This is a genomic window from Ruegeria sp. ABF4_144 (assembly GCF_056160045.1).
On record NZ_JBSWWK010000001.1, the window covers coordinates 864,297 to 876,880 of the forward strand.

Annotated in this window: 12 protein-coding genes; 10 read left to right on the forward strand and 2 right to left on the reverse strand. The window is 59.8% G+C overall.

The window, feature by feature from the left end; translation table 11 throughout:
* Nucleotides 1–54 precede the first annotated feature (54 nt).
* Nucleotides 55–2,328, reverse strand: a complete 2,274-nt coding sequence (locus tag ACXAGD_RS04485) for an NADP-dependent malic enzyme (protein WP_475208753.1) — start codon at nucleotides 2,326–2,328, stop codon at nucleotides 55–57.
* Between the two features lie 180 nt (nucleotides 2,329–2,508).
* Between ACXAGD_RS04485 and ACXAGD_RS04490 the strand changes: the two genes are divergently transcribed.
* The 7 genes from ACXAGD_RS04490 (at nucleotide 2,509) to upp (ending at nucleotide 8,887) form a co-directional block, all read left to right on the forward strand.
* Nucleotides 2,509–3,207, forward strand: a complete 699-nt coding sequence (locus ACXAGD_RS04490; protein ID WP_475208755.1) for a hypothetical protein — start codon at nucleotides 2,509–2,511, stop codon at nucleotides 3,205–3,207.
* The gene (locus ACXAGD_RS04495; RefSeq protein WP_475208756.1) at nucleotides 3,176–4,273 is read left to right on the forward strand and encodes a cupin domain-containing protein; all 1,098 of its coding nucleotides are present in this window, start codon (nucleotides 3,176–3,178) and stop codon (nucleotides 4,271–4,273) included. Before ACXAGD_RS04490 ends, ACXAGD_RS04495 begins: the two co-directional genes overlap by 32 nt.
* 89 nt (nucleotides 4,274–4,362) lie before the next feature.
* Nucleotides 4,363–4,755, forward strand: coding sequence for a cytidine deaminase (locus ACXAGD_RS04500; protein WP_475208757.1), 393 nt, complete (start codon nucleotides 4,363–4,365; stop codon nucleotides 4,753–4,755).
* Between the two features lie 4 nt (nucleotides 4,756–4,759).
* Nucleotides 4,760–6,067, forward strand: coding sequence for a thymidine phosphorylase (locus ACXAGD_RS04505; protein ID WP_475208758.1), 1,308 nt, complete (start codon nucleotides 4,760–4,762; stop codon nucleotides 6,065–6,067).
* Nucleotides 6,064–7,275, forward strand: a complete 1,212-nt coding sequence (locus tag ACXAGD_RS04510; protein ID WP_475208759.1) for a phosphopentomutase — start codon at nucleotides 6,064–6,066, stop codon at nucleotides 7,273–7,275. The genes ACXAGD_RS04505 and ACXAGD_RS04510 overlap by 4 nt, the downstream gene beginning before the upstream one ends.
* Entirely contained in the window at nucleotides 7,272–8,258 is a 987-nt protein-coding gene (locus ACXAGD_RS04515) for an adenosine deaminase (protein WP_475208760.1), read from the forward strand. Before ACXAGD_RS04510 ends, ACXAGD_RS04515 begins: the two co-directional genes overlap by 4 nt.
* Nucleotides 8,255–8,887: a uracil phosphoribosyltransferase gene (upp, locus tag ACXAGD_RS04520; RefSeq protein ID WP_170443013.1), complete on the forward strand. Its 633-nt coding sequence runs from the start codon at nucleotides 8,255–8,257 to the stop codon at nucleotides 8,885–8,887. Before ACXAGD_RS04515 ends, upp begins: the two co-directional genes overlap by 4 nt.
* A gap of 3 nt (nucleotides 8,888–8,890) precedes the next feature.
* Here upp and ACXAGD_RS04525 read toward each other — a convergent pair whose 3' ends face one another.
* Nucleotides 8,891–9,907, reverse strand: coding sequence for a hypothetical protein (locus ACXAGD_RS04525; protein WP_475208761.1), 1,017 nt, complete (start codon nucleotides 9,905–9,907; stop codon nucleotides 8,891–8,893).
* Between the two features lie 140 nt (nucleotides 9,908–10,047).
* Between ACXAGD_RS04525 and ACXAGD_RS04530 the strand changes: the two genes are divergently transcribed.
* The 3 genes from ACXAGD_RS04530 (at nucleotide 10,048) to ACXAGD_RS04540 (ending at nucleotide 12,562) form a co-directional block, all read left to right on the forward strand.
* Complete coding sequence (locus ACXAGD_RS04530) at nucleotides 10,048–10,974, forward strand: DMT family transporter (protein ID WP_475208762.1); 927 nt, start codon at nucleotides 10,048–10,050, stop codon at nucleotides 10,972–10,974.
* Nucleotides 10,971–11,633, forward strand: a complete 663-nt coding sequence (locus tag ACXAGD_RS04535; protein ID WP_475208763.1) for a sulfotransferase family 2 domain-containing protein — start codon at nucleotides 10,971–10,973, stop codon at nucleotides 11,631–11,633. Before ACXAGD_RS04530 ends, ACXAGD_RS04535 begins: the two co-directional genes overlap by 4 nt.
* 173 nt (nucleotides 11,634–11,806) lie before the next feature.
* Nucleotides 11,807–12,562 (forward strand): Hint domain-containing protein, encoded by a 756-nt coding sequence (locus ACXAGD_RS04540; protein ID WP_475208764.1) that lies wholly within the window; start codon nucleotides 11,807–11,809, stop codon nucleotides 12,560–12,562.
* Nucleotides 12,563–12,584 lie beyond the last annotated feature (22 nt).

Below are 12,584 nucleotides of genomic sequence, written 5' to 3' on the forward strand. Positions count from 1 at the left end.
AAACTTGGAATCTGCTCAGGTGCCGCGCTGGCACCTAAGCAGCAGTTGCGGGTTTTAGCCGTAGTGCGCCACCGGGGTTCCGGCTATGGCGGCCATGTTCAGCAGCCCGCGGGCCGTAATGGACGGGGTTACGATATGCGCCTTGTTGCCCATTCCCATCAGGATCGGCCCGACCTCAAGCCCGTCAGCTTTCATCTTCAGAATGTTGCGCACGCCGCTGGCCGCATCGGCATGGGCGAAGATAAGAACATTCGCTGTACCATCCAGGCGCGAGTTCGGGAAAATCCGCGAACGCAGTTCCGGATCCAGCGCCAGATCGAGGTTCATCTCACCTTCATAAGTAAAGTCGCGCGGCTCAGTATCCAGGATGTCTAGCGCGGCGCGCAGCCGTTTGCCCGACCCCTCGGCCTGGTTGCCGAATTGCGATTGCGAACAGAAGGCGATCTTGGGTTCGATTCCGAACCGGCGCACGTGCCGCGCGGCGCCGAGTGTGGACTCGGCCAGTTCTTCGGGTGTCGGCAATTGCCGCACATGTGTGTCGGCGATGAACAGGGGGCCATCCTCGAGGATCATCAGGGACAGCGCGCCATGTGGGCGCAGGTCACCATCGGCCAGCACCTGTTGCACATAGTTCAGATGCCAGCGGTATTCGCCGAAGGTGCCGCAGATCATGCTGTCGGCCTCACCCCGATGCACCATGATGGCTGCAATCGCGGTGTTGTTCGTGCGCATGATCGCCTTGGCCAGATCGGGCGTCACACCACGGCGCTGCATGAGTGCGTGATACGAGTTCCAATAGTCATAGTACCGCGGGTCATCCTGCGGGTTTACAATCTGGAAATCCTCACCAGGACGAACCGTCAGGCCCAGCCTCTCGCACCGGGCACTGATAACGTCGGGGCGGCCAATCAGGATGGGTGTTTCGGTTGTCTCTTCCAGAATGGCCTGCGCGGCGCGCAGTACGCGCTCATCCTCGCCCTCGGCAAATACGATCCGGCGCGAGGCAACGGCCGCGGCCTCAAATACAGGCCGCATCAGCAGGGCGGACTTGAACACGGTCTGATTCAGACGCTCTTTATATGCCTCAATATCTTCGATCGGGCGTTTGGCGACGCCGCTGTCCATTGCCGCTCTAGCCACGGATGAGGACACAACGCCCACCAGGCGCGGGTCAAACGGTTTCGGAATCAGGTAGTCCGGCCCAAAGGTCAGTTGCTCGCCCTTATAAGCTGCGGCGGCTTCGGCGCTGGTGGTAGCGCGGGCCATCTCGGCGATGCCATCGACGCAGGCGATCTGCATCTCGTCATTGATTTCGGTCGCCCCCACATCCAGTGCGCCGCGGAAGATGAAGGGGAAGCACAGCACGTTATTGACCTGATTGGGAAAGTCGCTGCGACCTGTGGCGATGATCGCATCCGGCGCGACCTCGCGTGCGGCCTGCGGCAGAATCTCGGGCGTCGGGTTGGCCAGCGCGAAGATGATCGGGCGCTTCGCCATTTTCGCAACCATCTCGGGTTTGAGCACATTGGGGCCGCTGAGACCAAGAAACAGGTCGGCATCGCCAATCACGTCATCCAACGTGCGCAGGTCGGACTTCTGCGCGAACTGGTCCTTGTGCGGGTTCATATCCTCGGCGCGCCCTTCGTAGACCAACCCGTGAATGTCGCACAGCCAGATATTCTCGCGTTTAACGCCCAGTTTCACCAGCATCATCAGGCAGGCAATGCCCGCCGCGCCGCCGCCGGTCGAGACGACTTTGATATCCTCGAACTTCTTGCCTGCAACGTGCAGCGCGTTTTTTGCGGCCGCGCCAACCACGATAGCAGTGCCGTGCTGATCGTCGTGAAAGACCGGAATGTTCATCCGTTCACGGCACAACTTTTCAACGACAAAGCAGTCAGGTGCCTTGATGTCTTCCAGGTTGATCGCACCAAAGGTCGGTTCCAACGCGCAGACAATATCTGCCAGCTTTTCAGGATCTGGCTGGTCAACCTCGATATCGAAACAGTCGATGCCGGCGAACTTCTTGAATAGAACCGCCTTACCCTCCATCACCGGTTTCGAGGCCAGTGCGCCGATGTTGCCCAGCCCCAAAACCGCCGTCCCATTGGAAACAACCGCCACCAGGTTGCCGCGCGCGGTGTAGAGCTCGGCGTTGGATGGATCTGCCTTGATTTCGAGGCTGGCTTCGGCCACGCCGGGCGAATAGGCGCGGGCAAGATCGCGGCCGTTTGCCATCGGTTTGGTCGCCTTGATCTCCAGTTTCCCGGGTTTCGGATGGGCATGATATTCAAGCGCGGCCTGCCGCAAACTGGGTGTATCCGACATCGAAATTCAGCTCCCTTCTGAAATTTGATTTAGCCTTAAACTAATTCTTCCGGCTTGGCTACGCCGCGTCACTTAGGAGGTAACATGCCGCTGATTTGCTGTTGCGGTTGATTTTCGTCACAAAATATTTAAGTTCCCCCGACCTTCAAACTCACTCCTTTCTACATCGAGCAGACCGGCATGAGCTACAAAGAAGACTTTGAGGCAGGTACGCACCTGTGGTTAGGCGCGCGCAATTTCGGCACCGACCGTGTTGCGTTTCGCGTGTCTATTGTTGTGGGCATAGTGATCCTGTGCGCCATTTCGCTCTGGCCGATGCAGGCGGCGGTATTCAATCAGGAAGGCGGTTTGATCGAAACCGGCTCGGCTGCGGCATTGCTGGTTGCTGGCTTGGTGGCGCTTTATCGGTATCGCGGGATCAGCCGATTGTATATTGGCGTGGTTCTGCTGTTGTTGGCGGAGCGAGAGCTTGAGGCTGACATCTATGCCGTGGACAGCGTGCCTTTTTTTGTTTTGCACGGTCTGGATGTTCTGCTGGATATGACGCTGGTGCGCGTGGTGCTGGCAGTGATCGTGCTGGGCGGTCTTGTCTGGAACGGGATTCCAAACGCCTGGCGCGCGCTGAAGGTACGGGCGCCGTTTCTTTTGGTGTTCTTTCTGGCCGGTATGTGTGCTGTCATCGCTCAGGGGTTGGAAGAGATCAGCAGCGCCATCGATGCCGAGATGACGACCGCCATGGCGACCCGCCTGTTCGTGTTGGAAGAAACGCTTGAGATGTTCTTTTCGATTGGCATTTTGGCCGCTGTTCTGATCGGATGGCCGAAAGCCAAGGCCGATGAGATCACCAATGAGCAAACTGCCCGCCCAGACCCAAGCTGAAATTCGCCTGCCTACGCAGGAATTGCGCGACGACATCCCGTTTTACACCAAGGTTCTTGGGATGCGGATGGATATGATCTATCCCGCCGACGATCCACGTGTCGCCGTTTTCTCGGGCCACGGATTGCGCCTGCGGATCGAAAAGGATGCGCCCGAACCGCCCGGAACATTACGCATCCTGATCGAAAGCCCGGATGAATTCGCGGGTGGTCAGCGCAGTCTAGTCGCGCCGAATGGTACCCGGGTTGAGATTGATGAATTGAATCCGCCTCTGATCATGCCGGAAACAGTGCATTCCTTCGTGGTGCGCAGGCTCAAGGATCAGGCGCCATGGATTATCGGCCGGGCCGGGATGCACTATCGCGATCTGGTGCCGGACCGGCTGGGCGGGTCGATCATCGCCAGCCATATTCGCATTCCCGATGGTGGCCCGGTCCCCGATATGGTGCATTTCCACAAGGTTGGGTTTCAGCTGATCTTTTGCATCCATGGCTGGGTCGATGTGGTCTATGAAGATCAGGGCGACAAGATGCGCCTGACCGCAGGGGATTGCTTTATTCAGCCTCCGGAAATCCGCCATCGCGTGCTTGAAGCCTCGGACAATGTGCAGGTGATCGAAATCGGCGTTCCCGCCGAGCACGTCACCGAGATTGACCATGAGATGGAATTGCCCACTCCCCAGTATCGCCCGGATCGGGAATGGCAGGGCCAGCGGTTTGTCTTCAATCAGGCCGAAGGGGCCGAGTGGGCTCCGTTCCGTCTGCCAGGCTATATCTGCCGCGACACAACCATTGCCGAAAACACCAAAGGCGTCGCCGGAGTGCAGGTTGTGCGCAAAGGGCAGGGCGATCCGGTGTGGGCGGTCCATGACACGGATATCCACTTTACCTTTGTCATGAATGGCGAAGTCACGCTGGAGGGCGAAGGCCGCGATCCGTTCCAGCTTGAACAAGGGGATGCGTTCGTCATTCCGCCCGGTATGCGCACCCGTCTGACTGACCCCTCAGACAACGTCGAACTGCTTGAGGTCACGCTGCCGGGGCGGTTCAATACTATTTTGGGGTAAGGATTTTGCCATCCGGGGCTTCAACTCCCCGGCCGGTTTCATTTAGGGTACGCCTTTCTGACCAGATGATCAAAAATTGGGGAATCGCCATGACTTTGAAAGACGCAGCACTGTCCGTCCGAGAAAAGGCCTATGCTCCCTATTCAAACTTCAAGGTTGGCGCGGCGATCCGGTCGGCCTCGGGCGAGGTTTATTCCGGCTGCAACGTTGAAAACGTGGCCTACCCCGAGGGCACATGTGCCGAGGCGGGAGCCATAGCCGCCATGGTTGCCGCGGGCGAACAGAGCCTGACTGAGGTTTACGTGGTCGCGTCCTCTCCGCAACCGGTGCCGCCCTGCGGGGGTTGCCGCCAGAAGCTGGCCGAATTCGGCAAGCGTGACGTCAAGGTGACGCTAGCCACGGTCGACGGGGCCGAGTTCGAAACCACCATCGGTGACCTGCTACCGGGGGCATTTGACGCGTCGCATATGGAGGACGTCTGAACCAATGGACGCCCGTTCGATCATCGCAAAACTGCGCCGCGGGCAGGTGCCCACCGGTGAGGAACTGTCTTGGTTCGCGGAAGGTCTGGCCGATGGCGGCGTCAGTGACGCACAGGCCGGGGCTTTTGCTATGGCCGTCTGTATGGGCGGGCTGGGTGCGCAAGGGCGTGCTGATCTGACCGTGGCCATGCGCGACAGTGGCGATGTATTGAGCTGGGATTTCGACGGCCCAGTGATCGACAAGCACTCGACCGGTGGGGTGGGTGATAGCGTTTCTCTGGTGCTGGCCCCGGCACTGGCTGAACTTGGCGCTTATGTCCCGATGATCTCGGGCCGTGGGCTGGGTCACACCGGTGGTACGCTGGATAAATTGGAGTCCATTCCGGGTGTCAGCACCCAGATTGGGCAAGAACGCCTGACCCAGATTCTGCGCGAAACCGGCGCGGCCATTGTCGGTGCGACGGGGCAGATCGCCCCGGCCGACAAGCGGCTATATGCGATCCGCGATGTGACGGCGACGGTGGAAAGTCTGGACCTGATCACCGCGTCGATTCTGTCCAAGAAACTGGCCGCCAGCCCGCAGGCTCTGGTGCTGGACGTCAAGGTAGGTTCTGGCGCGTTCATGAAGACCTTGGAGGATGCCCGCAGTCTGGCTCAGGCTCTGACGGAAACGGCTAATGCCGCGGGGTGCCGGACCTCGGCCGTGATAACCGACATGCATCAACCTTTGGCGCCGGCACTGGGCAATGCATTGGAAGTGGCCGAAGTGATGAATGTTCTGACCAAGGCGCATTACGAACCGCTGGCCGAAATCTCGGCGGAACTGGGCGGGGTGTTGCTGGCCGATGCAGGCATGTTCGCAACCGCTGATGAAGGGCGCGACAGGATCACCGACGTTATTCGTGATGGCCGAGCTGCCGAACGGTTTGGTCGCATGATGGCCGCCGTGGGCGGGCCGTTGCAGTTTGTCGACAACTGGTCCCGCTACCTACCTGAAGCCAGCGTGATCCTCGAAGTTTCCGCCGAGACGGGCGGTCACGTCACCGCAATAGACGGCGAGGCGCTGGGCCTGGCAGCGGTTGCGCTGGGCGGCGGTCGGCAGGTCGAAGATGACGTGATCGACCCGGCGGTTGGTTTGTCGGGTATTGTCCGGTTGGGTGACAGGATCGAAAAAGGCGCGCCTTTAGCGGTTGTCCACGCGGCGCGGGAAGACGCTGCACAACGGGCCGCTGAGGCGGTGAAACAGGCTATAGCAATTGGTCCGGATGCAGGGCCACTGCCGACATTGGTTCACGAAAGGATCACGCCATGACACGTGCCTTTCTTGTCGTGATGGATTCGGTTGGTATCGGCGGTGCGCCAGATGCGGATCGGTTCTTTAACGGCGATACCCCGGATACCGGCGCCAACACCCTTGCGCATATCGCGCAGGCCTGCGCCGAGGGGCGGGCCGAGGATGGACGGTCAGGACCGTTGTATCTGCCCAATCTGGATACACTTGGGCTGGGGGCAGCGACGCGGTTGGCCTCGGGTGCTGATACGCCCGGATTGCAGGCCGAACCGTCGGGCCTCTGGGGCTGCGCGCGCGAGCACTCACGGGGCAAGGACACTCCCTCCGGCCATTGGGAGTTGGCCGGGCTGCCGGTGCCGTGGGACTGGCACTATTTCCCCGATACCACGCCGTCCTTTCCCGCCGATCTGACCCGCGCTGCCGCCGAGGCTGCGGGAACCGATGGCATTCTGGGCGATTGTCATGCCTCGGGCACGGCGATCATTGCCGAGTTGGGGGCTGAGCATCTGCGGACTGGTTGGCCGATCTGCTACACCTCGGCCGACAGTGTTTTTCAGATCGCAGCGCATGAAGAGAGCTTTGGCCTCGACCGTCTGCTGGACATGTGCAAGGCGCTGGCCCCGCGTTTGCATGAGATGAAGGTGGGCCGTGTCATCGCGCGGCCCTTTGTCGGCTCGCCGGAACAGGGTTTCACCCGCACCACCAACCGTAAGGACTTCGCGATTCTGCCGCCTGCACCGGTGCTGACCAACTGGGCGCAGGATGCCGGGCGACGCGTCCACGCGGTGGGAAAGATCGGCGACATCTTCTCGATGCAGGGGATCGACACCCTGCGCAAGGGCTCGGACGCCGAACTGATGGGCCACCTGTCCGACCTGGTCGATGAGGCCGAAGAGGGCAGCCTGACCTTCGCCAATTTCGTTGAGTTTGACAGTCTCTATGGCCATCGCCGCGATATCAGCGGATATGCCCGTGCGCTGGAGTGGTTCGACCGTGAGATCGGCACAATCCTGTCGCGCTTGCGCCCCGGCGACCTGATGCTTCTGACTGCCGATCACGGCAATGATCCTAGCTGGATTGGCACCGATCACACGCGCGAACAAGTGCCCTTGCTGATCGCCGGGCAGGGCGCGGGTCAGATCGGCGCGGTTAACTTCGCCGACGTCGCCGCTAGCATCGCCCACCATTTGAACATTCCGGCACAAGGGCCGGGGAAGAGTTTCCTATGACCGTCGCAGACCTGCCCAAGATCGAACTGCACCTGCACCATGAGGGTGCAGCGCCGCCCGCCTTTATCCGTCAACTGGCGCATGAAAAGCGCATTGACCTGAGCGGGATTTTCAAGCCCGATGGCAGCTACGATTTTCGCGATTTTGCACATTTCCTCAGCGTCTATGAGGCCGCCTGCGAAGTGCTTAAATCACCCGAGGATTTTCGCCGACTTACGCTGGCTATCCTCGAAGAAAGCGCTGCAAATGGAGTGGTTTATTCCGAAACCTTCCTCAGTCCCGACTTCTGTGGCGGCGGTGATCTGCACGCTTGGCGGGACTATTTGAATGCCATTCAGGACGCAGCAGACGAGGCCGAGCGCAAACACGACATCACGCTGCGTGGCGTCGTGACTTGTGTGCGCCATTTCGGGCCGGAACAGGCCAAACACAGCGCCTCCTGCGCCGCCGAGACTGCGGGCGATTGGATCACCGGCTTTGGCATGGGCGGCAACGAATCCATCGGCACGCAGGGCGATTACAAATGGGCCTTCGACTGCGCCCGCGAAGCTGGCCTGCGGCTGACCACCCACGCCGGTGAATTCGGCGGGCCGGAGAGCGTACGCGATGCGGTGCGCGATCTGGGGGTGGAACGTGTGGGCCACGGCGTCCGCGCCATTGAAGACCCCGATCTGATCCGCGAACTGATCGACCGTGAGGTGACACTTGAGGTCTGTCCAGGCTCGAACGTGGTTCTGGGCTTGTTTCCCGATTTTGTAACGCATCCGATTGCCCGGTTGCGTGACCATGGGGTCAACGTCACTATCTCAACCGACGACCCGCCGTTTTTCCACACCACCATGCGGCGTGAATATGAGATGCTAAGCCAAGCTTTTGGCTGGGACGCCGAAGACTTTGCTGCCCTGAATGAAACAGCCCTGAACGCGGCCTTCTGCGATGAAGAAACCCGCGCGCGGGTCAAGAAAAGACTGGAGAAAACATGAGCGAACACCTGACCGTCGTTGACCACCCGCTGGTGCAGCACAAACTGACGCTCATGCGGGATAAGGGCACCTCGACCGCCGTTTTCCGGCAGTTGCTGCGCGAGATCACGCTGCTGCTGGCCTATGAGGTCACGCGCGAGCTGAAGCTGACTACCCGCCACATCGAAACCCCGATGGAGGAGATGGACGCCCCCATTCTGGCGGGCAAGAAACTGGCGCTGGTGTCGATCCTGCGGGCCGGTAACGGGATGCTGGATGGTGTGTTGGAGCTGGTGCCCTCGGCGCGCGTTGGATTTGTAGGTCTGTACCGCGACGAAGAGACCCTGAAGCCGGTGCAGTATTACTTCAAGGCGCCCGAGGGGCTGAAGGACCGTCTGGTGATTGCGGTCGATCCGATGCTGGCAACTGGCAACAGCTCGGCCGCGGCGATTGACCTGCTGAAAGAGGCAGGTGCCACCGATATCCGTTTCCTCTGCCTGCTGGCCGCGCCCGAAGGCGTTGCGCGCATGAAAGAGGCGCATCCGGATGTGAAAATCGTCACCGCGTCTTTGGATCGCGAGTTGAATTCCAAGGGCTACATCATGCCCGGTCTCGGCGATGCCGGGGACCGGATGTTCGGCACCAAGTAACGCTTATTCTCCGCAGATATTCTGCAGCCGGACCCAATCGCGGTCCGGCAGAACCTGTTGAAGGGGGCGGCCCGCCATCGGGTCGGCCTCGATCAGGCCCAGCACTGTCTCACCGGTGACATCCATCGCATAAGCATAAGGTGTTGACGGCAGCGCGGCCTGCGCGAATACGGCCAGAAGATCGTCATCAGGCAAGGTCGGGCGGGGTTCGGCCAGCACCTGTTCGGTGTAGGTGTCGACAATATCAGGCGTCAGCTCTCCGGTCGTCAGCAGGCGGAAGGCGGTTGTGACACCGGTGCGGTCCAGCAGCTCGTCCAGCGGGTCCTGCGCTTGATTTCGGGCGCGTTCGGCTATGATATATCCAGCCGCGACCGAGGGGTCTTCGTGATCCTCGACCAAGGCCCGGTTCAGCAGAATGATACCACCTGGCAGGCTGAGGCTGGTTTGCACCCCGGCAGGCAGAATGATGACCTTTCGCACCCCGGTACGTGCGGCCAGTTGGTCCAGCGCAGCGTCTGCGTTCTCAGAGGTGCAGGCCCGCCCCGACACCCGCTCGATCCGGTGCAGAATCGCGTTGCCGATGTCCTCGCGTTTAATCTCGGGCACGACCGAGACGACGTGATTTTGCAAAGCCGATGGCATCCACAGCAGCAACAGCGCAGCCACGGCGGCCACCACACCCGCGACGCTGAGCCAGCGCAACCGCCCCGGATGCGGACGTGCCCGGTCGATAGCCCGTTGCAACCGGTCGATGGCTTCGATCATCGTGGTTTCGGAGTCTTCCAGTTCCAACGTTTCATCCGGGTCGCCATCGGGGTTGAAGATCGCAGGGAAGACACCCGGGTTCTGCCGCTCCAACGCGGCCAAGGACCAATGGGTCAATGCCTGTTCATTGAAATCCGAAATCGTCAGCGTAGCCTCGCCAAGCGACACCACGACCTCGCGCCGCTGCGCATCGGGCGAGGAGCGCCACAGACCGGTGGCTTCGATCCGCTGGTACTGTTTAAGTGCCGTTTTCAAGATGAGGTATGCTCGTGATTATTTTGACTCAGCTTAGCATGGTAAAATCCAAAGGCGCAAACCTGTTGCGGCCGGATTGCAAAATGTGCTGGATAACGCGACGTGCGGCAATCCACGCCGCTTTGTAACCGGGGCTTGGAATGCAGGCGGACAGTCAGACCTCACCGATTTTGTCCTCGGTCTTGATGGTTGGTGCAATGGCGATTATCGGGGTCATCGACAATGTCGTGATCCTGCTGGCCGACACGATTGGCCTGTGGCAATTCCACCTGAGCCGCGCCCTGCTGATGTTGCCGCTGATCGGGGGCCTTTCCCTGATGGGAATGGGCAGTTTGCGCCCTCAAAGGTTGGGTCCGGTCATCCTGCGTAGCGTTCTGATTACACTGGCGATGCTGTTCTATTTTGCCTCGCTTGCGCTGATGCCGATTGCGCAGGCACTGGCGGGGCTGTTCACGTCACCGATCTTCGTGCTGCTGATCTCGGCCGTTGCGATGGGGCAAAGGATTGGCCCGTGGCGCATTCTGGCTGTTCTGATCGGGTTCGCCGGTATTCTGTGCGTGCTACAGCCCAATCCTTACGAATTCGATGCGCAAACCCTGCTGCCTGTTGCCGGCGGGTTTTTCTACGCGCTCAGTTCCATCATCACACGCAGCCATTGCGCGCAGGAGAGCACCGTGGCGCTGTTGGCCGCGATGATTACCACCCTTGGGCTAGCCGGAGCTATTGGTCTGACCGTGTTTTCGACCGTTCCGCATTCCTTTGCCGATGGTTTCGTAACGCGCGGCATGGTCTGGGACATGCAACCGGCGCTGCCGTGGATCATCGTGCAGGCGGTCGGGTCCACGATTGCAGTTTTCATGCTGATCAAGGCCTATCAGATTGGCGAAACTTCTTATGTCGCGGTGTTCGAGTATTCGGTGATGATCTTTGGTCCGCTGTTCGCGTGGGTTGCGCTTGGGCAGGTGATCGGAGTCATGCAGGTTGCTGGGATCGGGTTGATTGCCGCTGCTGGGGCGTTGCTGGGCTGGCGATCAAGACGCGCGGCGGCGTTGGGAGAGACGGTGTGATCATTTCGCGTGGGCGCGGCTATGTGTTCGTTCACATCCCCAAAACGGGCGGTACCTCGCTGGCGCAGGTGTTAGAGCAGCGGGCAATGAAGGATGACATCCTGTTCGGAGATACACCAAAGGCCGTGAGGCGCCGTAAACGGGCCAGGGCGCTGAAGGGCAGGGGACGGTTGTGGAAGCACTCCACGCTGGCGGATATCGACGGGGTGCTGTCGATTGAGGACCTGCAGGCGATGACCACCTTCACTCTGGTGCGCAATCCGTGGGATCGGATCGTCAGCTATTACCACTGGCTGCGCGAGCAACACTTTGAACATGGGGCTGTCTCGCTGGCAAAGTCTTTGCCGTTCGATAGGTTCGTGCAGCATCCTGACATCGGGCGATCTTTCCGGCTGAACCCATCACGCCGTTACATGACGCGCGCCGATGGCGTGGAACAGTGCCGCTTTTTCATCCGACTGGAGTATTTTGAACAGGACGCAGCCCCCTTGTTCGACCACCTTGGGTTCGAGGTGTCGTTGCCCCGTCTCAACTGCTCTACGCGGCGAGGAGATTACCGAGGATACTATTCGGATCAGGCGGCGGCGGCGGTTGCCGAAGCCTGTGCAGAGGACATTGCCAGATTCGGATATGTTTTTGATCCGGCTTGCGGCGCATAGTTTCCAAACTGAACCCAATTATCTTAAAATGCGAATAGTTGTTTATATTTTGGGTGCCTGATGGGGCCTAAATGGTTCAAATTTGGCCATAATATGTCAAAATTAAGTCGCCTCACCTGATCCTGTGATACGCATTAATTGTGTTTGTTGTGTAATGAGTGGGTGGGTTCTTGTTGAAGATTGATAGAGTCATAGATTTTGCGGAGAGGTCCGAATACCCAAGAAGCGCAGAGCCGCAGGTCGCGCTGAACGCGCGCCGGGGGGGGCTGGTACACGGGACCAAAGTTTCAACAAAGGTCGGGTGGAAGCCGGTTGAAGAACTGCAGGCCGGTGACTTTGTTCGGACATTGGACAATGGTTTTAAACCGATAAGTCGCGTTGCATCAGATTGCATAACAGTGCCGCCGGGGGAAACCAGTGCCGAAAACATGCCGGTACGGGTGCCTGCAAATGCCGCCTATAATGGCCGACCGGTTTGGTTGATGCCCGAGCAGGGCGTCGCTTTGGATAATACCAAGCTGGGTCATGATCCGATCACGCTGCCAGTCAACCTGCCGATTGTTTCGGCCAGACTGCTGAGCGGGATGTTCCGGATTACCTCTGATGTGCCGGCGTCATATTTCGACATCAGCACACTGTTCTTTGATCAGGATGAGGTAATCTATATCGAAGGCGGATTTCGAGCTTATTGCCCCGCCGGTCGCTTCGGTTCAAGCAGGCTTTCCGGGGGGGCGTCGTACGAGGTCGTCTCGGGCGAGGCGGCTGCGGACTTGATCTATCTGACGACAAGACGTGGTGACGTTGGCGTTTTGGCGAATTCGTTGGGCTCGGTTCCAGCGCCGGTGTTCGATCATCCGATTGTCCCGGTGCGGCCGGTTAGGGGCGCGCGGCGGCCCGGGCGGCCGGGTCGACCTGTGATGATGATTTGAAGGGGGAACTATCTGAACCCAC